The 23927-nt window shown below is 61.6% G+C and carries 24 protein-coding genes, 1 tRNA gene and 1 pseudogene; 13 read left to right on the top strand and 13 right to left on the bottom strand.

Annotation, left to right across the window (positions count from 1 at the left end):
• Positions 1-56 precede the first annotated feature (56 nt).
• The 5 genes from AC6I6U_RS14625 to AC6I6U_RS14605 all read right to left on the bottom strand — a co-directional run bounded on the left by AC6I6U_RS14625 (position 57) and on the right by AC6I6U_RS14605 (position 5528).
• Entirely contained in the window at positions 57-887 is an 831-nt protein-coding gene (locus tag AC6I6U_RS14625) for a hypothetical protein (protein WP_497882615.1), read from the bottom strand.
• A 28-nt stretch (positions 888-915) separates the two neighbouring features.
• A complete protein-coding gene (locus tag AC6I6U_RS14620) occupies positions 916-2154 on the bottom strand; it encodes a pyridoxal phosphate-dependent aminotransferase (RefSeq protein WP_497882614.1) in 1239 nt (412 codons plus the stop codon).
• A gap of 104 nt (positions 2155-2258) precedes the next feature.
• A complete protein-coding gene (locus AC6I6U_RS14615; RefSeq protein WP_497882613.1) occupies positions 2259-3479 on the bottom strand; it encodes an MFS transporter in 1221 nt (406 codons plus the stop codon).
• Positions 3472-4314 (bottom strand): hypothetical protein, encoded by an 843-nt coding sequence (locus AC6I6U_RS14610; protein ID WP_497882612.1) that lies wholly within the window; start codon positions 4312-4314, stop codon positions 3472-3474. Before AC6I6U_RS14610 ends, AC6I6U_RS14615 begins: the two co-directional genes overlap by 8 nt.
• 41 nt (positions 4315-4355) lie before the next feature.
• Entirely contained in the window at positions 4356-5528 is a 1173-nt protein-coding gene (locus AC6I6U_RS14605) for an MFS transporter (protein WP_497882611.1), read from the bottom strand.
• A 92-nt stretch (positions 5529-5620) separates the two neighbouring features.
• Here AC6I6U_RS14605 and AC6I6U_RS14600 point away from each other — a divergent pair, with 92 nt between their 5' ends.
• The 3 genes from AC6I6U_RS14600 to AC6I6U_RS14590 all read left to right on the top strand — a co-directional run bounded on the left by AC6I6U_RS14600 (position 5621) and on the right by AC6I6U_RS14590 (position 8468).
• Positions 5621-6520, top strand: a complete 900-nt coding sequence (locus AC6I6U_RS14600; RefSeq protein WP_497882610.1) for a LysR family transcriptional regulator — start codon at positions 5621-5623, stop codon at positions 6518-6520.
• Positions 6521-6717: 197 nt separating this feature from the next.
• Entirely contained in the window at positions 6718-7227 is a 510-nt protein-coding gene (locus AC6I6U_RS14595) for a ProQ/FinO family protein (RefSeq protein ID WP_497882609.1), read from the top strand.
• A gap of 440 nt (positions 7228-7667) precedes the next feature.
• Positions 7668-8468, top strand: coding sequence for an EAL domain-containing protein (locus tag AC6I6U_RS14590; RefSeq protein WP_497882608.1), 801 nt, complete (start codon positions 7668-7670; stop codon positions 8466-8468).
• A gap of 133 nt (positions 8469-8601) precedes the next feature.
• Here AC6I6U_RS14590 and AC6I6U_RS14585 read toward each other — a convergent pair whose 3' ends face one another.
• Positions 8602-9072, bottom strand: coding sequence for a BRO-N domain-containing protein (locus AC6I6U_RS14585; RefSeq protein WP_497882607.1), 471 nt, complete (start codon positions 9070-9072; stop codon positions 8602-8604).
• 633 nt (positions 9073-9705) lie between these two features.
• Between AC6I6U_RS14585 and AC6I6U_RS14580 the strand changes: the two are divergent.
• Both AC6I6U_RS14580 and AC6I6U_RS14575 read left to right on the top strand, forming a co-directional pair.
• Positions 9706-9918: pseudogene (locus tag AC6I6U_RS14580) on the top strand (DUF4258 domain-containing protein); the annotation flags it as partial.
• A 106-nt stretch (positions 9919-10024) separates the two neighbouring features.
• Positions 10025-10456, top strand: a complete 432-nt coding sequence (locus AC6I6U_RS14575; RefSeq protein ID WP_497882606.1) for a helix-turn-helix domain-containing protein — start codon at positions 10025-10027, stop codon at positions 10454-10456.
• 213 nt (positions 10457-10669) lie between these two features.
• Here AC6I6U_RS14575 and AC6I6U_RS14570 read toward each other — a convergent pair.
• Positions 10670-10757: transfer RNA gene (locus AC6I6U_RS14570), tRNA-Ser, on the bottom strand.
• 121 nt (positions 10758-10878) lie between these two features.
• On the opposite strand from AC6I6U_RS14570, the gene AC6I6U_RS14565 reads away from it, so the two are divergent.
• The 7 genes from AC6I6U_RS14565 (at position 10879) to AC6I6U_RS14535 (ending at position 15137) form a co-directional block, all read left to right on the top strand.
• Positions 10879-11550, top strand: coding sequence for a Bax inhibitor-1/YccA family protein (locus AC6I6U_RS14565; RefSeq protein WP_497882605.1), 672 nt, complete (start codon positions 10879-10881; stop codon positions 11548-11550).
• A 111-nt stretch (positions 11551-11661) separates the two neighbouring features.
• Positions 11662-12054, top strand: coding sequence for a sulfurtransferase complex subunit TusD (tusD, locus tag AC6I6U_RS14560; RefSeq protein ID WP_497882604.1), 393 nt, complete (start codon positions 11662-11664; stop codon positions 12052-12054).
• Position 12055: 1 nt separating this feature from the next.
• Positions 12056-12418 (top strand): sulfurtransferase complex subunit TusC, encoded by a 363-nt coding sequence (tusC, locus tag AC6I6U_RS14555; RefSeq protein ID WP_497882603.1) that lies wholly within the window; start codon positions 12056-12058, stop codon positions 12416-12418.
• Positions 12418-12717 carry a sulfurtransferase complex subunit TusB gene (gene tusB, locus AC6I6U_RS14550; protein WP_497882602.1) on the top strand — a complete coding sequence of 100 codons (300 nt, stop codon included), beginning with the start codon at positions 12418-12420 and terminating at the stop codon, positions 12715-12717. Before tusC ends, tusB begins: the two co-directional genes overlap by 1 nt.
• Positions 12714-13049 (top strand): TusE/DsrC/DsvC family sulfur relay protein, encoded by a 336-nt coding sequence (locus tag AC6I6U_RS14545; RefSeq protein ID WP_497882601.1) that lies wholly within the window; start codon positions 12714-12716, stop codon positions 13047-13049. Before tusB ends, AC6I6U_RS14545 begins: the two co-directional genes overlap by 4 nt.
• The gene (locus AC6I6U_RS14540) at positions 13046-14047 is read left to right on the top strand and encodes a glycosyl transferase family protein (protein ID WP_497882600.1); all 1002 of its coding nucleotides are present in this window, start codon (positions 13046-13048) and stop codon (positions 14045-14047) included. The genes AC6I6U_RS14545 and AC6I6U_RS14540 overlap by 4 nt, the downstream gene beginning before the upstream one ends.
• A 91-nt stretch (positions 14048-14138) precedes the next feature.
• Positions 14139-15137, top strand: a complete 999-nt coding sequence (locus AC6I6U_RS14535) for a glutathione S-transferase family protein (protein ID WP_497882599.1) — start codon at positions 14139-14141, stop codon at positions 15135-15137.
• A gap of 141 nt (positions 15138-15278) precedes the next feature.
• Here the strand turns inward: AC6I6U_RS14535 and cysG are convergent, their stop codons facing one another.
• The 6 genes from cysG to AC6I6U_RS14505 are packed head-to-tail and all read right to left on the bottom strand — an operon-like array spanning position 15279 to position 22844.
• Positions 15279-16673, bottom strand: a complete 1395-nt coding sequence (gene cysG / locus AC6I6U_RS14530) for a siroheme synthase CysG (protein ID WP_497882598.1) — start codon at positions 16671-16673, stop codon at positions 15279-15281.
• Positions 16674-17954, bottom strand: coding sequence for a serine--tRNA ligase (gene serS / locus AC6I6U_RS14525; RefSeq protein ID WP_497882597.1), 1281 nt, complete (start codon positions 17952-17954; stop codon positions 16674-16676).
• A 16-nt stretch (positions 17955-17970) separates the two neighbouring features.
• A complete protein-coding gene (crcB, locus tag AC6I6U_RS14520) occupies positions 17971-18345 on the bottom strand; it encodes a fluoride efflux transporter CrcB (protein WP_497882596.1) in 375 nt (124 codons plus the stop codon).
• A complete protein-coding gene (locus tag AC6I6U_RS14515) occupies positions 18342-19667 on the bottom strand; it encodes a replication-associated recombination protein A (protein ID WP_497882595.1) in 1326 nt (441 codons plus the stop codon). Before AC6I6U_RS14515 ends, crcB begins: the two co-directional genes overlap by 4 nt.
• A 20-nt stretch (positions 19668-19687) precedes the next feature.
• On the bottom strand, positions 19688-20311 hold the full coding sequence (lolA, locus tag AC6I6U_RS14510; protein ID WP_497882594.1) for an outer membrane lipoprotein periplasmic chaperone LolA: 624 nt from the start codon (positions 20309-20311) through the stop codon (positions 19688-19690).
• A gap of 58 nt (positions 20312-20369) precedes the next feature.
• A complete protein-coding gene (locus tag AC6I6U_RS14505; protein WP_497882593.1) occupies positions 20370-22844 on the bottom strand; it encodes a DNA translocase FtsK in 2475 nt (824 codons plus the stop codon).
• A gap of 381 nt (positions 22845-23225) precedes the next feature.
• On the opposite strand from AC6I6U_RS14505, the gene aat reads away from it, so the two are divergent.
• On the top strand, positions 23226-23912 hold the full coding sequence (gene aat, locus AC6I6U_RS14500) for a leucyl/phenylalanyl-tRNA--protein transferase (protein WP_497882592.1): 687 nt from the start codon (positions 23226-23228) through the stop codon (positions 23910-23912).
• Positions 23913-23927 lie beyond the last annotated feature (15 nt).

The following is a 23927-nucleotide window of genomic DNA, read 5'->3' as shown; positions in this document are numbered from 1 at the left end:
CTGTCATCATGTCGATGAGCGTGATCAATGGATTATCGCAACGGTTGTCGACCTGCCTAGGCTGCAAGCACCGACGCCATCTTGCCCAGGTGCTCGCAGGCGCGAATCACATATTCATTGGAGAGTGCGGCAATGCGCCGGTAGTTGATCGACTGGCCGGTGGCCTGGCAGTACAGCGCCAGGGCATCGGTGGCGTGACGGAAGTGCCGCGCCTCGACACTGCCGCAATGGACGCTGAGAAAGGCGGCGATGCGATGGGTTTCACCAGCCGGGTAACCACGCGACTCGCGCAGCCAGCGTTTCCACAGCGGGGTCATCACGTTGTATTCGCCGGTGTTGAACAGCTCGGTCAGCGCCATCATTTCCAGGGCTTCGGTCAGGTCCGGGGCGAGCGGACGCTTTTCGCCGACCCAGGCCGAAAACTCCTTGGTGATCGGGTTCAGGTAGCGGTCCTGCAGACGCCAGTCATCGGAACCACAGATCGTCGTCGCCATGCGCTGATACAGCTTGGAGTGGTGGGGATGACCATGCATCTCCCCCAGGCCGACGTCCTCGACAATGATTTCGCCGCAATGCCTGGCGGCTTCGAGCAAGGCCAACTTGGCCTGCGGCTCAGGCACCGACTCGGACAGTTGCAGCAGGCGCACGATAATACTGGCGACGGCATGGGCCGCCCCATCCGGACTTCTCCACCCGCAAAAGAACGTGCACAACGAAGACGTCGACCAGGGTTGGGCCGTCATCTCTTCATAACGCCGGGTGTAATCAACCAGCCTGTCGGCGTTATTGATAAATCCGTCCAGCAGTGCTTCCACCAGGTTGCCGTCTTCAACTTCCACCAGTGCCTGATGCACGTAATCAATGAATGCCCCGTTTGAACTTTCCATGTTATCTCCTGACGTTATTGTTATTGAATCAGTGGCTACTCAAGCGTTCTACCGACGACAGAAAGTGCACGAAACGAGATAGCCCCTCGACCAACTCTTCGTGCTCAAGTGCATAGGAAATCCTGATACTGGAGGGATCGCCACAGCCGGAGCCGGGCACCACCGCGATATGTGCCTCGGTCAACAACAGGTCGCTGAGGTGGTCGACGTCCCTGATCAGCTCGCCGCGATACAGCCCACCCAGCCATGGGGTGACATCGATGTACAGGTAGAAGGCGCCTTCCGGCGGCGCATAGGTCATGCCCGGAACCGGGTCCAGGTAGCTGCGCGCCGTCTCCAGTTGCCCTTGCAGGAAGGGCCCAAGCTGGGCGACGAAGGGCTCGGTGCCAGAGGCGAGCGTGGCCAGTGCGGCGTACTGCGACAGGCTGCTGGGGTTCGAGGTGGTGTGGCCTTGCAGGTTGTGCATGGCTGAAATGACCTGGGCCGGCGCGCAGGCATACCCCACCCGCCAGCCGGTGACGGCCTGGCTTTTGGAGAAGGAGTCGATCAACACCGTCTGGGGCTTGAGTGCCGGCAACAACGACAGGATGTTGTGATGTTCGAAGGGTGTGCGGGTGAGGCTGCGATAGCACTCGTCAAACAACACCCAGAGCTGATGATCGACCGCCAGTTGGGCGATCTCGAGCAGTTGCTGTTTCTGATACACGGTGCCGGTGGGGTTGTTCGGCGAGTTGATCACGATCATCCGCGTACGCGGCGTGAGCGCGGCGCGCACGGCCCTGGCCGTCAGGCGGTAGTCGTCGGGTCGGGTATCCACCCCCACCGGGGTCGCGCCTGCCAGGCGGATCTGCGTCGGAAACGTCTCCCAATGCGGGATCGGCACGATGACCTCGTCCCCGGGGTTGAGCAACACCATGCAGGCGTTGTACAGCGCCTGCTTGGCCCCGGCGGTGACGGCCACCTCGTTGGCCGCGAACGCTACCCCGGTGCGTTCCGACACCCGCTGCGCCAGCTGTTCGCGCAGGCGCGGCAGGCCGAGTGGTGGGGTATAGCGGTTGCGTGCGCCCTGGATGGCTTCCAGGGCCCCCGCCTTCATTTGCGCACTGGCATCGAATGACAACTCGCCGGCAGCGAAGTTGATAACATGCACGCCACTTTCCTTTAAGGCGTTGGCCTTACTGCGCATACTGGAAGTGCCGGGAGGAGTTAGTTGCAGCGCGCGTTGCGACAGACAAAACCGAGGAGCGGATAATTCATTATTATTCATCGTATACCTGCACGTATGCTCATCACTGTCATCAGGTGCCCCCTACTTCGGTGCAGTTACAGCTTGATGACAACTTGACGCGCAGGCCAATACTCTTTCAGTCGTTATTGATACTTGCCGTGGATTGAATCCAGGCCTTTCTGCACCCACCACGAAAGAGGCAGGGTCAATAACAGAAGTGCCGCCAGGCCCACCACCGCGACCGGAATGCCGGTCATGTCCCCCAAGCCGCCAAACAGCACCGGCGCCAACGCACCGCCACCAATGGTGCCGGTGTAGAACAAGGCAAAGGCATGGTCGACCTTGCCCTCCCCGGCCAGGTCTGGCACCGCGCCATACAGCACCGACGAAGTGCCATTAAGGGCCAGGCCCAGCAACGGCAAGACCGCCATCAGCCCCAGGTACGGCAGGAACAAGGCCAGGACGATCAGGGTGGCGGTGGTGAACTCGGTCAGCCACACGGTTTTCATCATGCCGATGCGGGCGCCCAGGTAACCGCACAACAGCTTGCCGAACGCCCCGCCGACAAACAGCATCGTCAGGGCCAGGCCGATGCCGGCGGTGCCAGCACCCTTGGCCTGGAGCAGGAACGGCAGGAACGTCAGGAAGCCCATGCGCACCGCGCTGTCCAGAGTGCCGGTCAGGATCATGGCACGCAGCCCGCTGGCCGAACCCTTACCTCCAACCGCCTTGGTCTTTTTTGCCTGCCCGCTGCTGGTGGCCGACGGAATCAACCACCACAACCACAGCGCCACCGCGAGCCCCAGCAAGCCCACCAAGGTCACGCTGGCACGCCAGCTGATCACCGCCAACAATAAGCCGACCAGGCCGGGCACGAGGGTCTTGCCGATATCGCCGGCGAAGTTGTACTGCGACAGCGCCTGCTTCACCCCGCCGCCGGACTCGTAGGCATCGGTGATCAGCGAAGAGGCCAAGGGGTGCTGGGTGCTGGCACCCAGTCCGCCCATCATCAGCGCCAACAGCAAGACCCCCAGCCCACCGGCGCACCCCGCCACCAGGTAGGCCAGCCCCGCCAGCAGCGTGCCGCCCACCAGCAGCCGCTTGCGCCCCCAGCGTTTGGCCGCGCGGCTGGCGAGCAATTGAAAGCCCGCCATCATCGCCGAGTAGGCGCCGCGCAGCAGCCCGATCTGGGCGTAGCTCATGGCGAACTGCGCCTGCCACACCAGCAGCAGCACGTAGATAACGTCCGTCAGCCCGTCATGGATGGCATGGGCACCACACCCGGCAAACAGCGTGCGCCGGCGCCGGCTGGTGTCCTCGGCGGTCATCGCCGGTGCCGGCGACGGCTGGACGAGTTCATTCATGGGGTTGGGCCAGGCACTGGACGCAGTCACGCATCACCGCCGCCTTGCGCTGCAGGTACTCACCGAATATTTCCTGCGCAGCCGACTTGACCACCGCCACGTCCATCACCTCGACGAACTCCTCCACGGCCGCGACCGCGTGAGCGAAATGATTGCTCTCGGTGCCACCGGTATGCACGGTGACCCAGGCCACCGTGGACCTGACCTTTTCGGCAGGCACCCCCATGTCACGGGTAAACCACTGTTTGAACAATGGGTGGATGAACTCCACCTCGCCATGGGTGTAGACCTCATGCACCAGCGTCGTCAACAACCCTTGCAGCAGGTCACGGTCACGCAGGCGGCGCATGTCCGTCCAGTCCTTGAAGGCCTGTGCCGACGGCAGGCAGTTTTCCTTCAACAACCATTGGTCATCGCCACAGAGCGGCGTGGCCATGTTGTAGAACAGATCCGCATGCAGGATGTTGCCCAGCGCCCCCAGGTCCTCGTCGGTGATCCGCTGCAGGTTGCTGCAAACCCGGTACAAGCGCTGCGCCGCCGCACCGTTCTGTTCGGAGCGCGCCAGCAAGGTAATCCGGTTGGCCAGCCCGGACACACTGGCGGCGGAGTTGTTGGTCTTCGACCAACTGGCGAAGAAGCGACGCAGCGCCTGGGCACCGTGACGCCGGGCCGTCAGCGCGTGAAAGGCCTCCTCGATATCCACCAGCGCCGCCTCCTGACTGCGAAATGCATCCTGCAAGGCCTGCTGCAGGACACCGGCATGCATCAGCTCCAGCACCGGTTCCACGACGTACAACAACTGGCTTTGGCGGGTCAGCGAATTGCTCACGGTCATCTCATTTTTTTCCTTGTTGGATGATGATGAATCAAGCGTATTCAGGCGCGCGGGCGCGGCAGTGGATACCCCGGCAGCGCGACAGGCTTCCAGTAGGCCCAGGCGACCAGCAGTGACAGCAACTGGAAGACCACGATCAATGCCACGCAGCCAGGCCACCCCCACTGCTCCCACAGGGCGCCTGGCACCCAGGCACCAAAGCTGCCGCCCAGGTAGTAACTGGTCAGGTAAAGCCCCACGGCGCCGGCCTTGTTGTACCGCGCGTTACTGGCGGTGAAAGCATTGGCCGCGGCCTGGGCCAGGAACACCCCGGTGGAACTGAGCGCCAGGCCCAGCACGATCAGCCACAACGTCGGTGCCAGGGTCAGCAACGAGCCGGTCACGCCCAGCCAGGCCGCCACCTTCACCAGTTCGCCCTGCGGCCGCGCCTTGCTCAGGCGCCCGGCGATGGGAATCACCACCAACGCCAGCAGGAACACCGCGTAAATCGTTCCCAGCGCACCCGAGCCCAGTGAGAACGGCGCCTGGCTCAGGTGCAAGCCGGCGTAGGTAAAGGTCGCCACCTGCGAAAACAGCACGCAGAAACCGACGGCATAGGCCGCCAGCAACGGCCTGCGCCACAATTCGCCAGCTGCGGCCGCACGATCGACCGAGACCGGCGCAGCCACTGCAGGGTTACGCGGCAACAGCCACAGGATCAGCGCGCCCATGACCAGGCTCAACGCACCCAACAGGGTCAGTGCCAGGCGCCAGTCGGCATACTCGGTCACCAGGCCGGTCAGGAAACGGCCACAGAAGCCGCCCAGGATCGTACCGGCGACATACACACTGGTAGCTTCGGACACCGCGCCACCACTCCAGCGCACACCGATATACGCAACGCTGGTGGCAAACACGACGGGGATGAGCATGCCCTGCACCCCTCGCCAGAACAGGAACTCACCGAAACCGCTGGCCCAGGCTGCCAGCAGCGCAGGCAGCGCCAGCAACATCGCCGCCACGGCAATCACCCGGTGTTGCGCCGCACCGGCAGTCAAGCGACCGACAAAGGGCGCGGTAATGGCGACGGCCAGGGTAGTAACGGTGATGCTCCAGCCGGCCTGCCTGGCGGAAACCTGAAAGGCCCCGGCCAGCTCGGTGAGCAGCCCCTGGGTGGCATACAGGTTGAGAAATGCGGCGCACCCAGCCAGAAACAAGGCGGTTCGAGGGCTCATAAGAAAATTCGTAATGCTTTTAAACAATTTATAAGATAGGCGACGAATGGTTCCAATACCTATTTCCGACCGATTGATACCCAAGGATGAACATGATCGATCTGCGCCGACTGCGTTACTTCCTGACTGTCAGTGACGAGTTGCACTTCGGCCGCGCGGCATCGCGCCTGCACATTGCCCAGCCACCCTTGACCCGGCAGATCTCCGCACTGGAAGCGGAGCTGGGTTTTCGCCTGTTCGACCGCAGCACCCGCAACGTCACCCTCACCGCCGAAGGTCGTCACTTTCTGCCCTACGCCCGTGCCGTCATGGAGCAGGTCGACCTGACCACCGCCATCACCGGCAAGCTGGCGGCTGGCTCCGCAGGCCACCTGGCCGTCGGTTATGCCAGCTCCATCGCCCTCTCGGACGTGTTCAGCCAGACCATCCAGGCATTCTGCACCGCGTACCCGGATGTCCAGCTGAGCGTGGAAGAAGGCGCCTCCAGCACCCAGTGGGCACACATCATCGAAGGCCGCCTGGATATCGGCTTGAGCCGCATGCAACCACCCGGTGACGATATCGACGTCCAGGCCATCTGCCTGGACAACGAACCACTGGTGGCAGCCATCGCCAGCGACAGCCCCCTCGCCCGCCAGGAACAGGTGACGCTGGCCGAACTCAGCGCCTATCCCCTGATCGCCTTCCCGGCCGACTACGGCTCAGGCCTGAACGAGATCGTCGAAACGCTCTACCGCCGCCACGCACTGACCTGCCGCCCGGCGCCCACCGGCAAGCAGATCACCTCTATCATCGCCCTGGTCGCCGCCGGCCGTGGCGTCGCCGTGGTACCCCAGTGCACCCAGACCCTGGCCAAGCGCGGCGTGACCTATCGGCCCCTGGCCGAACCCGAGGCCACCGCGCCCCTGCTGGTACTGACCCGCAAGCGAGAGCGCAGCCCACTGGTCAGCGCTTTTGTCGAGGTGATCAGGCAGACGATTGGGATGAGGTGATTTCGGGAATCCGTTCGATCAACGGGCTGTAGAGATTCATGCGGCCGGATCAACCCGGTGTTCAAAACAACCTTGAGCACCCGAGCAGGCTGCTATCGAGACCGTGCAATCAGCCGCGCTCATCTTGTTTCTGCTGCCACCGAGTGCTGCATGGCTTATCCTTGCGCCACGTAATCAATGAATCTGTGAATTAGACGATGGGTTTTGAACAATTAGCTGAGCTCCGTGACCGCCTGCGCGCTGAAAAAGCGCCGGTACAGACTGACAAAACGCTTGCTCCCAAGCGCAAGCCTTACCCGAAGGCAAAGCCCCGCCCGCAAGATCCGGCCGTGGAAGCGATCTGGCCATTGCAGAAGCATTTCCCCTTGGCTTTCCCGGTCAATCCGGCGCCCAAGGCTCCACTCAAGGAAGGGATTTTCAAGGACGCGGAGCAACACCTGGAACTGCTCGGGCTAACCCGCGAGCAACTTAAACTGGGTATCTCCACCTGGTGCCGAGGCACCCGGTACTGGGCCTGCATGGTGGAAAATGCGCCGCGCCTGGACTTGAACGGTCAAGCAGCTGGCGTCGTGACGGCTTCCCAGGCGCTTCATGCGAAGCAGCAAGCCTCACGGCAACGAAGCCAGGACCGGCGAAATCGTGCAAAGCCCAAAACCGATGCCCTGGCGCCCGCCGTCGAAGCCGTTGCAGAACAGACAGCGGATTGAAAAAAGCCGCCCATGCTCAACGGGCGGCTGGCGCTCACTGATGTACGCCCTTGGAAGCAGACAGAACGCGCTACGGCTTCGTGTAGGAAAAAGCGTACATAACGACGAGTGAACCAGCCATTTACGGGGCAAGCGCAAAACCATAAATTAGACCCATCAACTGAGGAACATGATGTACCTCGGAGATCATGGATGATCTGCCACTGCTCGGAATGCTACCGACAGGATGTTGGATGGATTTGATGGCAAAGAACCCGCTTCGGCGGGTTTTTTATTGCCTGGCGTTCAGGCGAATGGAAGGCCGCCCGGACATAGGCTTGAGCCGCAGGCAAGCACCAAAAGTGAACACCGTTTGACAGTCTTTGCACGCCGAGCCGATATCGAGGTACAACGTACCCATTGATGCGTCTACCAAACGACGAATTCTCAAGGGACCAGCAATGACGCCAGCATTACCCACGGCGAACTTCAAATCTCTCGGATGCGCCGAGTGCCGAAACCTTGAAGGTCTCGGCTTCGAATTCACGATGGCCTTCCAACCTATCTTCAATGTCCGGACGGGAGCGCCCTACGCCTACGAGGCGCTGGTGCGTGGACTTGACGGTGAGTCCGCTGCGAGCATTCTGGGACTGGTGAACGACACCAACCGATACCGCTTTGACCAGGCGTGCCGGGTGAGAGCTATCGAGCTTGCGGCACAACTCGGCCTCCACGCCATTCCTGACTGCAAGCTGAGCATCAACTTCCTGCCTAATGCCGTGTACAGGGCTGAAACGTGCATCCGAGCCACCTTGGAAGCCGCCCGGGTCTTCGAGTTTCCAGTCGAACGCCTGATATTCGAGGTGACCGAGGGCGAGCGCGTGGATGATCCGGATCACCTCAAATCCATTTTCCAGGAATACGAACGCCAGGGGTTCACCACGGCCATCGATGACTTCGGATCAGGCTATTCCGGCCTCAACTTCCTGGCAATGTTTCAGCCTCAGGTGTTGAAGATCGATATGGCCCTGACGCGAGACATCGGCAACGACCCAGTACGCCGCGCCATAGTCGAAGGTATCGTTCTGGTTTCGAAACGTCTGGGCATTACCGTGATTGCCGAAGGCATCGAAACCCTTGAGGAGCGAGACGCCCTTTTGGACCTGGACGTTGACCTGATGCAGGGTTATCTGTTTGCGAGACCTGTGATTGGGCAGTTGCAATCAATGCCTCCAGAGCTCATTCAGCTCTCTCGTAGCTAGAGCTTGAACGAGACCGTGGCAACGCTCTACTGCCGCCATGCGCTGACGTGCCGCCCGGCGCCCAACGACAAGCGGATCATCCCACCGGTCGCCACAGGCCATCGCGATGAGGTGATTTTAATAACCGGTTCGATTACTGAGTTGGGAAACGCTCAACCGACTGCACCAACACCGGCATATCTCGCCACCTGATCCACGCCTCGTTCTGCCAGTGCAGCAGACTGACTGCATGACCTGCCCAGTGCAACGAACTGAGGCTGGGAGCTTGCTCGGCGATGCCTGCCTGAACACCTCTCAACGCTGGAATGACTTCGTGCGTCAGCCATTTGCGCAGGTTTTGGTTTTCCGGGATGTGGTGATAAACCATCAAGGCGTAGACGCCCGATTCACTGACCATCAAGGTTTCCTGGATGACCCCGTGGTAGTTCAGCCAGAGCATGCGCCTCTGATCGCTGTCGAGCTTACGAGTCAGGCGTTCGTCCAGCGAGCGCCCCATCAGGCGCCCAAGGTCGGTCACGCTGAACCAGGCTTGTGATTCCAGTATCAGGCCGTGGATGAAGCGGTTGTGACGGGTAAAGCGGGTAGATTCGAAGTGTTCGTTCATGTGGATACGTCCGACTAGTCATGTTTAAAGCCGCAGTGACGGCTTTGCGTCTTCCCAACTAGCCAGGACGCCAATCCTGTATCGCTGAAATCCAGCGCCTCCCTTGACATTAACGCCCAGTAGACGGTCAGAGATATCGGATAAACGAACGCATATCGTACGAAAAGTCTTGGATGGCGCTGTAAACCACCCGAAAACGAAAAAGCCCCGAAAATTCGGGGTTTTGACAGTGTGCAAGATGGCGGAGGCGCAGAGATTCGAACCCTTGTCTAAGGCACCCTGTAATGATTTGGCCTTAAAACAGCTATGTCTTCTTACTTAGCGACTAAGTCCCTGAACCAAAAGCGAAAATTGAAGCTTATAGGCATCACCTTCACACAATCGCCGGACGGATACAGAAAACTCCTGGGGCAAGAGCAATTCCGACTCATATCGGACAGCCTGTATTAGGAGAGTCATACAGCACGCGTCGGCGATGCAACCATTCACATCAAGGTGCTTTTGATCTGAAATGCAAGGAATGCATGACCCTCGCACCGCGAAATGTAAATTCATCATTTCGTGGCGCTGAGTGGGTTGACTAACGGAGGTTGTGCTTTAGCATGGCATGACCTATAAATTTTATAGGTAGACATGAAGCCGATTCAACCCTTATGGACAACACAACAGCTGGAAGACTTGGTTCACGTCTTGGCGCGGGATTCGGCCAAGGTTGTTTTCACCGAGCACTGCTTGGAGCGCATGAGGCAAAGGGAAGTTTCCACGATTGAAGTCTTGCGCTGCCTTCAGCGCGGGTCAGTCATTCGCGGCCCCAGCTATAGCAAAGACCACAAGAGCTTCGAGTTCAGAATGAGCGAACCGCCTCCGCGGGATATCATCTGTGTAGTGGTCGCGGTGAAGCCTACCCCCTGCACCAAACATGCTCTTCACTATCACGGTTTGGGAGGTCTGAATGTACGAGTACACAGGGAGCGGCCTAGAGGGCATCTACCTGAAAAACGGGTACCGGATTGTCGAGACCGACCATGGTCAGGGTGTCTCCATCGACAACATCGAGGATCTGCACCGAGCAATCGCGGAAGACATCATCAAGCAAAGATCGCCGATGACTGGCCATCAGTTCCGCTTCCTACGAAAGGAGCAAGACTTGGTGCAGGCAGAGCTCGCGTCGATTTTGCGCATTGATGTCCAGACAGTGGCGAACTGGGAGAAGAAAGGCGCGCAAGAGGTGCCTGGCCCGGCCGACATCGCAATGAGGGGCTTGTACTCTGCTTACTGTCACGTCCAGTACGGCCCCTACAAAGCACCGAAAACTACAGTTCCGTCAGAAACAGCGACATTCGCTCTTGAAGGAGATCATTGGGTAGAGGCCATCGCCGCATGAGCTTGGCAATTTTTCCTGAAACAAACTCTCCAAAAGCCCGCGACTGAGTGGGCTTTGCCATTACTGCCGTTGAGCCGAGAGGACAGGGCGTTCGGCAGTAATTGCGGAAACGATGAAAAGGTTGCGGAGATGATCGGCGCCCCACAGACAACGCTGCGCATCACCCAGAAACGAAAAAGCCCCGAAAATTCGGGGCTTTGACAGTGTGCAAGATGGCGGAGGCGCAGAGATTCGAACTCTGGGACCTGTTACAGTCGGCAGTTTTCAAGACTGCTGCCTTAAACCACTCGGCCACACCTCCCATGCATTGCGGGCGCCATAATACCGGAATGAAACACACTGTCAAACTCTCGTGATAGCTTGTTACAGAGCCTCTGTTATGATCTTTGCGACTGAACATTTCAAACCGAAGGAGTTTCGCCATGCGCGAACAGGATTACGCCGTTAACAACAGCGTGCAGGCTGAGCAGCTAGAGGTTAGCCGCGTCCTGCGCAACACTTACAGCCTTCTGGCCCTCACCCTGGCTTTCAGCGGTGTGATGGCCTTCGTCGCCCAGCAGATGAACGTCCGCTACCCGAACGTCTTCGTGGTGCTGATCGGCTTCTACGGGCTGTTCTTCCTCACCAACAAACTGCGTGACTCCGTCTGGGGCCTGGTGTCGACCTTCGCCCTGACCGGTTTCATGGGCTTCCTGCTCGGCCCGATCCTCAACCGCTACCTGGGCATGCAGGGCGGCGCTGAAGTGGTCAGCTCGGCCTTCGCCATGACCGCCCTGGTGTTCGGCGGCCTGTCGGCCTACGTCCTGATCACGCGCAAGGACATGAGCTTCCTCAGCGGTTTCATCACCGCCGGTTTCTTCGTCCTGCTCGGTGCCACCCTGGCCAGCATCTTCTTCCAGATCAGCGGCCTGCAACTGGCGATCAGCGCCGGCTTCGTGCTGTTCTCGTCGGTGTGCATCCTGTTCCAGACCAGCGCCATCATCCATGGCGGCGAGCGTAACTACATCATGGCGACCATCAGCCTGTATGTGTCGATCTACAACCTGTTCGTCAGCCTGCTGCAGATCTTCGGCATCATGAGCCGCGACGACTGATCACTTCCAGTGAGTAAAAAGCCCGCTTCGGCGGGCTTTTTATTGACCGCGATTTAGCTTCTTGGCAGCTCTGGCCTTATCATGGCAACAGATTTGCTGACCGAGCCCTCCATGAAGTTTGCCATTGCGCTGTTCTCCCCGCCCCACGCGCCCTCCTCCCGGCGGGCCCTGCTGTTCGCCCAGGCGTTGCTCGCCGGCGGCCATGAAATCGTCCGGCTGTTCTTTTACCAGGACGGCGTGCACAGCGCGTCGAGCAACGTGGTCACGCCCCAGGACGAACAAGACTTGCCGCAGGAATGGGCCAGCTTTGTCAGTGACAACCAGCTCGACGGCGTGGTCTGCATTGCCGCAGCCTTGCGCCGGGGTGTGCTGAATGACGAGGAAGCCAAGCGCTACGAGCGCCAGGCGGTGAACCTGGGCGCAGGCTGGGAATTGTCCGGCCTGGGGCAACTGCACGATGCGGTGCAAGCCGCCGACCGCCTGATCTGCTTCGGAGGGCCTTGAGATGGCCAAGTCGCTGTTAATTATCAGCCGCCAGGCGCCATGGTCCGGGCCGAGCGCCCGTGAAGCCCTGGATATCGTCCTGGCCGGTGGCGCCTTCGACCTGCCGGTGGGCCTGCTGTTCATGGATGACGGTGTCTTCCAACTGTTGCCGGGGCAGAAGGCCAAGGCCGTGCAGCAGAAGGACCTGACCGCCAACCTGCAGGCGTTGTCGCTGTTTGGCGTCGAGGATCTGTTCGCCTGTCGCGACAGCCTGGCCGATCGCGGCATCCTGGCCGACCAGGTGGCTGGCGAAGACCTGAACCTGCTCGCGACCGAGGAAATCGCCGCGCTCGTTAATCGTTATGACCAGGTGATCACCCTCTGATGTCGACCTTGCAAGTGTTGTCTCACTCCCCTTTCACCGACAGCCGCCTGGGCAGTTGCCTGCGCCTACTCGGCGCCGAGGACGCGCTGCTGCTCTGCGGCGACGCGGTGTACGCCCTGCAACCGCGCAGCCTGCCGCTGGAGGCCCTGGAAGAACGGGCCGCCACCCTGCGCCTGTTCGCTCTCGACGAAGACTTGCTGGCCCGCGGACTGGAGTGCCCGAGCTGGGCCACGCGCGTGGATTATCCGGGCTTCGTCGAGTTGTCGGTCCAGCATGACAAGGTCAACACCTGGCTATGAGTATCCTGACTGTGAACGGGCGGGACATCGCCCTGGACAAGGACGGCTATCTGGTGGAGCTGGACGACTGGTCGCCCGAGGTCGCCAGCGCCCTTGCCGCCCGGGAAAGCCTCGAGCTGAGCGCGGATCACTGGGAAATCCTCGAACTGCTGCGCGGTTTCTACCAGGAATTCGACCTGTCACCGGCCACCCGCCCGCTGATCAAGTACACCGCCTTGAAACTGGGTGCGGAAAAAGGCAACAGCCTGCACCTCAACCGCCTGTTCAATGGCACTCCCGCCAAACTGGCCGCCAAGCTGGCGGGCCTGCCCAAGCCGACGAACTGTCTATGACCGATTACACGCCGCTGATCACCGAAACACCCGAGGAACACCCCTTTGCGCAGTTCGTGCGGATTCTCGGCAAGGGCAAGCGTGGCGCCCGCGGCCTGGACCGCGAGGAAGCCCGCGAAGCCATGGGCATGCTGCTCGACGGTAAGGTCGAGGACACCCAGCTCGGCGCCTTCCTGATGCTGCTGCGGCACAAGGAGGAAAGCCCGGAGGAACTCGCCGGCTTCACCGAAGCCCTGCGCGCACGGCTCGATGCCCCGCCGTTGCAGGTCGACCTGGACTGGCCGACCTATGCCGGCAAGAAGCGCCACCTGCCCTGGTATCTGCTGGCCGCCAAGTGCCTGGCCCAGAACGGCGTGAAAATCCTCATGCACGGCGGCGGCGCCCATACCGCTGGCCGGCTGTACACCGAGCAGTTGCTGGAAACCCTGCAGATTCCGCTGTGCCGCAATTGGCAGGCGGTCGGCCAGGCCCTGGCCGACGGCAACATTGCCTTTGCGCCCCTGGGCGACTGGGCGCCACAACTGCAACGGATGATCGACCTGCGCAACACCCTCGGCCTGCGCTCGCCGATCCACTCCCTGGCCCGTATCCTCAATCCGCTGGGCGCGCGCTGTGGCCTGCAGAGTATCTTCCACCCCGGCTACCAGGCCGTGCATCGCGAGGCCAGCCGCCTGCTGGGCGATACCGCCATCGTGATCAAGGGCGATGGCGGCGAGATCGAGGTCAATCCCGACAGCGCCAGCCACCTGTACGGCACGGCCAACGGCGAAAACTGGGATGAGGAATGGCCGGCACTGTCCGAGCAGCGCCATGTGAAGCCGGCATCGCTGGAGCCCGACCATCTCAAGGCCATCTGGCGTGGTGAGGTCGAGGACAGCTATCCGCAATTGGCCCTGCTGTCCACCATCGCCCTGGCCCTGCGTGGCCTGGGCATGCCACGCGAGCAGGCATTCGAACAAGCGCGGGTTTACTGGGCCGCACGCGATAGATCGATTTAGTAGATCATTTCACCCGAGGATTTGCGCTATTTATTCGAACGATTCTCTTTAGACTGGGCTCCAACGCATCACTGCCAAGGAGTTTTTTCAAATGGGTCTCTTGATCGAAGGCCGCTGGCACGACCAGTGGTATGAAAGCAGCAAAGACGGCGCCTTCCAGCGCGAGCAGGCGCAGCGCCGTAACTGGGTGACCGCCAATGGCGAAGCGGGCCCCAGCGGCGAAGGCGGCTTCGTCGCCGAGGCCGGCCGCTACCACCTGTATGTTTCCCTGGCCTGCCCCTGGGCCCACCGCACGCTGATCCTGCGCAAGCTCAAGGGCCTGGAAAGCCTGATCGACGTCTCGGTGGTCAGTTGGCTGATGGTCGAGAACGGCTGGACCTTCGACAAGAGCCACGGCTCCACGGGCGATCATCTCGATGGCCTGGAGTTCATGCACCAGCGCTATACCGCCGACACCGCCGACTACACCGGCCGTGTGACCGTGCCGGTGCTGTGGGACAAGAAGCTGAAGCGTATCGTCAGCAACGAATCGGCGGAAATCATCCGCATGTTCAACAGTGCGTTCAACGGCCTGACCGGCAACCAGCTGGACTTCTACCCCGAAGCCTTGCGCCCGGTGATCGACGAGTGGAACGAGCGGATCTATCCGGCCGTGAACAACGGCGTCTACCGGGCCGGCTTCGCCACTTCCCAGTCGGCGTATGAAACGGCGTTCGACGGGCTGTTCGCCGAACTGGACCACCTGGAGCAGCACCTGTCGCAGCATCGCTACCTGGCCGGTGAATACCTGACCGAAGCGGATGTGCGACTGTTCACCACGATGATTCGCTTCGACGCGGTGTACCACGGCCACTTCAAGTGCAACCTGCGGCGGATTGCCGATTATCCAAACCTGTCGAATTGGCTGCGGGAAATGTATCAGTGGCCGGGCGTGGCCGAGACGGTGGACTTTACCCATATCAAGGGGCATTACTACGCCAGCCATCGGACTATCAACCCGACAGGGGTTGTGCCGAAAGGGCCAGAACAGGATTTCAGCGGCAGCCATGACCGCGAGCGGTTGGCAGGACGTGGGGTGCTGGGCAAGTAAGTGGTGAACGGGCTTGCCTGCGCTGGGGCGCGCAGCGGTCCTAAAATCCAGGACCGCACTCCAGCCAAGGGAATGCGGTCACCGGGTTTACGGCTGCTGCGCAGCCGAACGCAGGCAAGCCTGCTCGCCACAAGCGCCTGATCAATACTGAGACTGGGCGCCTTCGAACCAGGCCAGTTTCTCGCGAAGCTGGACCACTTCCCCGACGATCACCAGCGTCGGCGCATGAACCTCATGCTCCGCCACCAGTTGCGGCAGGTTGGCCAGGGTGCCGGTAAACACCCGCTGGTTCACCGTGGTGCCCTGCTGGATCAGCGCCGCTGGCGTGTCCGCCGAACGGCCATGCTTGATCATCTGCTCACAGATCACCGGCAAGCCGACCAGGCCCATGTAGAACACCACGGTCTGTGCCGGCGCCACCAGGTCGACCCACGGCAGGTCGGTGCTGCCATCCTTCAGGTGCCCGGTAACGAAACGCACCGATTGCGCGTAGTCACGGTGAGTCAGCGGAATCCCGGCATAGGCCGAGCAGCCACTGGCCGCGGTGATACCCGGAACCACCTGGAACGGAATGCCCTGGGCCGCCAGTTCCTCGATTTCCTCGCCACCACGACCGAAAATGAACGGATCGCCGCCCTTCAGGCGCAGCACCCGCTTGCCCTGCTTGGCCAGTTCCACCAGTTGCTGGTTGATCTGGTCCTGGGGCACGGCGTGATCGGCACGGCGCTTGCCAACGTAGATGCGGTCGGCATCGCGACGGCAGAGTTCGAGAATCGCCGGTGCCACCAGGCGGTCGTAGAGCACCACGTCCGCCTGCTGCATCAGGCGCAGGGCCCGGAAGGTCAGCAGGTCGGGATCACCCGGCCCCGCCCCCACCAGGTAAACCTCACCCGGTGCATGCGGCGGCGCGCCGTTGATCTTCTCCACCAGCAGCCGCTCGGCCTCGGCGCCCTGGCCGGCCAGTTGCCGATCGGCGATCGGCCCCTGGAACACTTCTTCCCAGAACGCACGACGCTGCTGCACCGCCGGAAACAGCGCCTTGACCTGATGCCGGAAGCGCGCCGCCAGCCCGGCCAGTTGGCCATAGGTCGACGGAATCCAGGTTTCCATCTTGGCCCGGATCAACCGCGCCAGCACCGGTGCATCACCGCCACTGGAGACCGCGATCACCAGCGGCGAGCGGTCGACGATGGCCGGGAAAATCACGCTGCACAAGGCTGGCGCATCGACCACGTTGACTGGCACGCAACGCTGGCGGGCATCGGCAGACACCTGGGCATTGAGTGCTTCGTCATCGGTCGCGGCAATGATCAGCACACAACCGTCCAGGTCGGACTCGACATAACCACGCAACAGCATTTCGCCGCCGCTGCCGTCGATCAGTTCGCGCAGCTGGCTTTCAATCTCGGGAGCAACCACCCGCAACACCGCACCGGCATCAGCCAGCAGGCGAGACTTGCGCAAGGCAATCTCGCCGCCGCCAACCACCAGGACACGGCTGCCGCGCAGCTTGTGAAACAGCGGCAGAAATTCCATTTAGCCGATGACCTCGATGCCGCCCATGTAAGGCTTGAGCACCTCTGGCACGCGAATCGAACCGTCGGCCTGCTGGTAGTTCTCCAGCACCGCCACCAAGGTACGGCCCACTGCCAGGCCGGAGCCGTTCAGGGTGTGTACCAGTTCCGGCTTGCCGGTTTCCGCGCTACGGAAACGCGCCTGCATGCGACGGGCCTGGAAGTCGCCACAGTTGGAGCACGAGGAAATCTCGCGGTACTTGTCCTGGCTCGGCACCCACACTTCGAGGTCGTAGGTCTTCACGGCGCTGAAGCCCATGTCACCGGTGCACAGCGCCAGTACGCGATACGGCAGTTGCAGCAGTTGCAGGACCTTCTCGGCGTTGGCAGTCAGGCCCTCCAGCGCTTCCATCGACTTCGACGGCTCGACCACCTGGACCATTTCGACCTTGTCGAACTGGTGCTGGCGAATCATGCCGCGGGTATCGCGACCCGATGCACCGGCTTCACTGCGGAAGCACGGTGTATGGGCGACGAACTTCAGCGGCAGTTGCTTCGGATCGAGGATCTCGCCAGAGACGATGTTGGTCAGCGACACTTCCGCGGTCGGGATCAGGTACAGGTCGGCCTCGCCCTCGCGCGTGATCTTGAACAGGTCTTCCTCGAACTTCGGCAACTGGCTGGTGCCCATCAGTGCCGGAGCCTGTACCAGGTAAGGCGTGTAGGCTTCTTCGTAGCCGTGCTCGCTGGTGTGCAGGTTGATCATGAACTGCGCCAGGGCGCGGTGCAGGCGTGCGATCGGGCCGCGCAGCAGGGCGAAACGGGCGCCGGACAGCTTGGCGGCGGTTTCGAAATCCAGCCAGCCGAACTTCTCGCCCAGGGCAACGTGGTCCTGGATCGGGAAGTCGAAGGCGGTCGGCGTGCCCCAGCGGCGCACTTCGACGTTGCCGTCTTCGTCGGCACCGACCGGCACCGATTCGTGGGGCAGGTTCGGGATACCCAGCAGGATCTGGTCCAGCTCGGACTGGATGGCGTCCAGCGCAGCCTTGCCTTCAGTCAGCTCGGTGCCCATGTTTTCGACGCTGGCCATCAGCGGCGCGATGTCTTCACCGCGCTGTTTGGCCTGGCCGATACTCTTGGAAACCGCATTGCGCTCGGCCTGCAATTGTTCGGTGCGGGTCTGCACCACCTTGCGCTGGCTTTCCAGATCTTCGATGCGGGCAACATCGAGGCTGAAGCCACGGGAGGCCAGACGATCCGCTACGTCCTGGAGGTTGCTACGTAACAGTTTGGAATCGAGCATGTCGGTTTCTCGTTATTCAGAGTTTTGTCAAGGACAGGCCAGCCCAGGTTGCGAGCAGCCCGCCGAATACGCTCAGGGCCGCATAGCCCAGGGCCACAAGCCCCTGCCCGCTTTCCAGCAGGCGAATCGTATCCAGTGAAAAGGATGAAAATGTGGTCAGGCCGCCAACGAACCCCACGATCAGGCCGGCGCGGATTTCCACCGGGACCTCGGGACGCAGCAAAAACAGGCCGTAGAGCACGCCAATCACCAGGCAGCCCACGATATTAACGGCCAACGTCGCGGTATAGAAGTGCTTCGGCCAATTGGCGTTGATCAGGTTGCCCGTGGCAAAGCGCACCAGGGTGCCGATGATGCCGGCGACGGATACGGCGAGTACGGTACGGATCACGGTTTTCTCCGCTGCCGCGGGCTCTGGCGATCCAGCGCGGCGAGGTGGCTGAGTTTCTCGCCGATCTTCAGTTCCAGGCCGCGTGGCACCGGCTGGTAGAAGGATTGCGGCTCCAGTTGTTCGGGGAAGTAGTCTTCGCCGGCGGCGTAGGCATCGGGCTCGTCGTGGGCATACCGGTATTCCTCGCCGTAACCCAACTGCTTCATCAGCTTGGTCGGCGCATTGCGCAGGTGCAGCGGGACTTCCAGCGAACCGTGTTCGGCGGCGCTGATCATCGCGGCCTTGAAGCCCATGTATACCGCGTTGCTCTTCGGCGCACAGGCCAGGTAGGTGATCGCCTGGGCCACCGCCAGCTCGCCCTCGGGGCTGCCCAGGCGCTCCTGCACGTCCCAGGCCGCCAGGCACAGGCTCAGGGCCCGCGGGTCGGCGTTGCCGATATCCTCGCTGGCCATGCGCACCACCCGCCGCGCCAGGTACAACGGATCGCAACCGCCGTCGAGCATGCGCGCGAACCAGTACAGCGCGGCATCCGGATTGGAACCACGAATCGATTTGTGCAGCGCGGAGATCTGGTCGTAGAACGCTTCGCCGCCCTTGTCGAAACGCCGACGGGTGTCACCGAGCAGGCTCTGCAGCAGGTCGACGCCGATTTCGCCGCCGTCCTCGGCCAGGTCCGAGGCGTTCTCCAGCAGGTTGAGCAGGCGCCGGCCATCACCGTCCGCCGCTGCCAGCAGCATCTGGAAGCCCTCGTCGCCCAGGCTCAACTGGCGCTTGCCCAAGCCGCGCTCCTCGTTCAGGGCGCGCTGTACCAGTTTGCGCAGCGCCGTCTCGTCGAGGCTCTTGAGCACGTAGACCCGCGCCCGCGACAGCAGTGCGTTGTTCAATTCGAACGAAGGGTTCTCGGTGGTCGCGCCGATGAAGATCAGCGTGCCGTCTTCCACGTAGGGCAGGAACGCATCCTGCTGGGACTTGTTGAAGCGATGGACTTCGTCGACGAACAGGATGGTCCGGCGGCCGTATTGCCCAGCGTGCTGCTTGGCGATCTCCACCGCCTGGCGGATCTCCTTGACCCCGGCCAGCACGGCCGACACGGTTTCGAAGTGGGCATCCGAGACCTCTGCCAGCAAGCGCGCCAGGGTGGTCTTGCCCACCCCTGGCGGCCCCCAGAAGATCATCGAATGCAGCGCGCCCTGCTCCAGGGCTTCGCGCAACGGCTTGCCCCGGGCCAGCAAATGTTCCTGGCCAACGTACTCATCCAGGTTGGTCGCCCGCAGACGGGCAGCCAGGGGCTGGGCGATCGGGGCACGGCTAAACAGATCCATGGGCTGCGTTTGAAACCTCTTTATTCCTGGATGACGTCAGCACCCTTGGGGATGTCGAACTTGAAGCGCGCGGCGTCGATCGGCTCGTTGGCCTTGACCGCGGTAAACAGCAGATTGGTACGCTGGCCAACGCTGTCGATCAACTGCATGTCGTTGACCAGGCCGTTGCGGAACGACAGGCGCAGGCTGTCGAACAGGGTGTCCTTGGTTTTCGGCTTGAGCACGAAGTCGATCACGCCGCCGGCTTCCTTGGCGCTGATGTCGAAGCTTTCGCTGATCTTCGACACGTCACCGGACAACAGCAGGGCCGGAGTCTGGGTCAGGCGCAGATCGAGCTTCTTGATGGTCACCTGTTCAAGATCCGGGTCCCACAGGGTGACCTTCTGGCCATCGGAGACCATGGTCTGCTCCTGCGGAGCATCGGTGTGCCAGTAGAACAGGCCCGGACGCTTGAGGGACATCTCGCCAGCAGTTTCCTGCAACTGGGTACCGCTGCCATCCAGGGTCAGCTGCGAGAAGCGCGCGGTCAGGGTCTGGGATTTTTCGAGCAACTGCGTCAGGCGCGCCACATCCTTCTGATCGGCGTGGGCCGACAAGGTGGTCAGGGCCAGAACCGGCAACAACAGCATGCGAATAACACGCATGGGAGTCCTCATGGAATTCGTTTGAAGGAGATGCCGCATGATCTCATGCGGCACAGGATCAGTCGCGCATCGGTCCGGGCGCAATCACTTCACGCGAACCGTTGGTGTTCATGGCGGTTACCACGCCGGCCATTTCCATCGCCTCGATCATCCGGGCAGCCCGGTTGTAGCCGATCTTCAGCTTGCGCTGGACCGCGGAAATCGAGGCCCGGCGGCTTTCCAGGACGAACTGGACCGCTTCGTCATAGAGCGCATCGGTCTCGGCGTCATCTTCACCACCGCCACCGCCGCCATTCTCGAAGCCACTGCCGGCCTCTTCGACACCGTTGAGGATGTCGTCGTTGTACTCCGGCGCGCCGCGCAGCTTCCAGGCCTCGACCACCCGATGCACCTCGTCGTCGGAAACGAAGGCGCCGTGGACACGAATCGGCAGGCTGGTGCCCGGCGGCATGTAGAGCATGTCACCGTGGCCCAGCAACTGCTCGGCGCCGCCCTGGTCGATGATGGTCCGCGAGTCGATCTTGCTCGACACCTGGAACGCCATGCGGGTCGGGATGTTGGCCTTGATCAGGCCGGTGATCACGTCCACCGACGGCCGCTGGGTCGCCAGGATCAGGTGGATACCGGCAGCCCGAGCCTTCTGGGCGATACGGGCGATCAGTTCCTCGACCTTCTTGCCGACGATCATCATCATGTCGGCGAATTCGTCGACCACCACCACGATGGTCGGCAGCTTGGTCAGCAACGGCGCTTCGTCGTGGATGCTTTCGCGGTTGTACAACGGGTCCGGAATCGGCTCGCCGCGGTCCTGGGCTTCCTTGATCTTGGCGTTGAAACCCGACAGGTTGCGCACGCCCATCTTCGCCATCAGCTTGTAGCGTCGCTCCATCTCGGCGACGCTCCAGCGCAGGGCGTTGGCGGCATCCTTCATGTCGGTGACCACCGGGCACAGCAGGTGCGGAATGCCTTCGTAAATCGACAGTTCGAGCATCTTCGGGTCGATCATGATCAGCTTGGCATCATCCGGACCGGACTTGAACAGGATCGACAGGATCATGGCGTTGACCCCCACCGACTTACCGGAACCGGTGGTACCGGCCACCAGCAGGTGCGGCATCTTCGCCAGGTCGGTGATGACCGGCCGGCCACCGATGTCATGCCCCAGGGCCAGGGTGACCGGCGACTTGAAGTTGTCGTACTCGGGCGTCGACAGCACTTCGGAGAAACGCACGATCTGGCGGTCTTCGTTGGGAATCTCGATACCGACAGTGGTCTTGCCAGGGATGACTTCCACCACCCGCACGCTGGTCACTGCCAGCGAACGCGCCAGGTCCTTGGCCAGGTTGGCGATACGGCTGACCTTCACGCCGGCTGCCGGCTGGATTTCGTAACGGGTAATGACCGGCCCCGGATGGATCGAATCCACCGACACCTCGACCCCGAACTCCTTGAGCTTGATTTCCAGGAGATGGCCGACGGCCGCCAGGGACTCCGGAGAGTGATTGAGCTGCTTTTTCTCCGCGGCATCGAGGATGGAGATGGGCGGCAAGGTACCTTCGATCGCACTGTCGACGAACAGCGGCGCCTGCTTCTCTTTCTCCACCCGCTTGCTCGGCTGCGGCGGCTTGACCGGCGCCGGCATGATGACCGGCGGCACCTGTTTCTCGCGCTCGGACATGTGCTTGCTCAGGGCCTGCTCACGCTCGATCAGGCGCTCCTTGACCTTGGCCTGCTCGCGTTTGTCGGGCACCGCCGGGGCAACCACTTCGTGGACTCGGTCATCGACCTCACGCAGTTGCGCCACCAGTTGCTTGCGCTCGGTGCGCGCCGCCCACCAGCGGTTCAGCGCGCCCTGGAACAGCTCGAACAGGTCGAGGGTGATCTTGCCGGTGACATCCATCACCTTGAACCACGACAGGTCGGTGAATACCGTGAGCCCGAACAGGAACAGAGCAATGAACAGCAGTGTGCTGCCCTGGATATTCAAGGCGTTGCGCGCCAGGTCACCGAGGCTTTCGCCTAGCGCACCGCCAGCGCCGGCGGGCAGGCCGGTCGGCGAATGAAAGTGGATATGCGCCAGCGCGGCGCCGGACAACACCAGGAACACCAGGCCGATCAGGCGCCAGGAAAACAGCCAGCCGCTCCACTGCCAGGGTTCATGGCGCTGGCGGAAGATCTGATAGGTCTTGATCGCCAACAGCAATGGAAATACATAGGCGAAGTAGCCCAACACCATGAACAGGATATCGGCGCTGTAGGAACCGGCGGGCCCGCCGAAGTTCTGCACGTCATCGATCTTGCTGTTATGACTCCAGCCCGGATCATCCTTGCCATAAGTCAGCAAGGCCATCATCAGGAACAGGCACAAAGCGCCGATGGCAATCAGCGCGCCCTCCTTGAGGCGATAATGCAGTTGCTGGCGCCAGAGCGGCACGACTGCTTTAGGCGGTGTTGCGGTGGATTTCTTCAAAACGCGTCTTTTCCTGCGCCCGAGGCGCGCCCAGCTGTTGATTGACGACAAAATACTGCCCATTCAGGGCAAGTGAACAGTTATCCGGCAAAACCGCGGCTATTTTGAATATCAGCCTCTTGTTCTCGGTAGTTGCCAACCCGGAAACCATCATCGTTACATGATGAACATTGTACGGGTTTGCGCGCTTGAAGCCACGCCGTTACCGCTTGGGTGTAGCATAACCGGCAGCACTGCTCATACTGTTCAATTTGAGCATGCATTCTCTTGTGTGACAAAGGCTTATGAGGTGTTCACACGAACATTCGTACCCGATCTGAAACACGTTGAACGTTTCGAGAGCGAGATCGTCTACGACCACATTCACAGCGCGGAGTTGCAACAGCGGCCATTGATTGATAACCAATACCGCCCTCCCCTCTTCTCTTCAAGCCAAGAATTGCCATGCTGACCTGGTTACAACGCGACAACCTGAGCTTCCCCCCGCTGGCCAAGGCCATGCGCGAACCCAACGGCCTGCTGGCAGCCGGTGGTGACCTCAGCGCCGAGCGCCTGGTCCAGGCCTACCGTCACGGCTGCTTCCCGTGGTTTTCCGAAGGCCAGCCGATCCTCTGGTGGTCGCCGGACCCGCGCACCGTGCTGTTCCCCGAAGAACTGCATGTTTCCCGCAGCCTGGCCAAGGTGCTGCGCCAGCAACGCTACCAGGTGACCTTCGATCGCGACTTCGCCGCCGTGATCCACGCCTGCGCGGCACCTCGCGCCTATGCCGACGGCACCTGGATCACCGAGGCCATGCAGTCCGCCTACCTGCGACTGCACGAGCGCGGCTTTGCCCATTCGGTCGAAGTCTGGGACCAGGGCGAACTGGTCGGCGGCCTCTATGGCCTGGCGATGGGCCAGTTGTTTTTCGGTGAATCCATGTTCAGCCGCGCCGACAATGCCTCGAAAGTCGGTTTCGCCACTCTGGTCGACCACCTCAAGCACGCGGGTTTCGTCCTGATCGATTGCCAGATGCCCACCGTTCACCTGCACAGCCTCGGCGCCCGGGCCATCCCCCGCAGCGAATTCGCCCGATACCTGGAGGAACACCTGGACCAACCCAACAGCGCTTCGTGGCAAGCCACGCCGTAGAGATGGCAAGCCGGA

It is taken from the genome of Pseudomonas sp. UTLPPB19802 (genome assembly GCF_059730225.1).
Note: the sequence above shows the minus strand (reverse complement) of the source record. Positions and strands in the feature narration are given on the sequence as shown.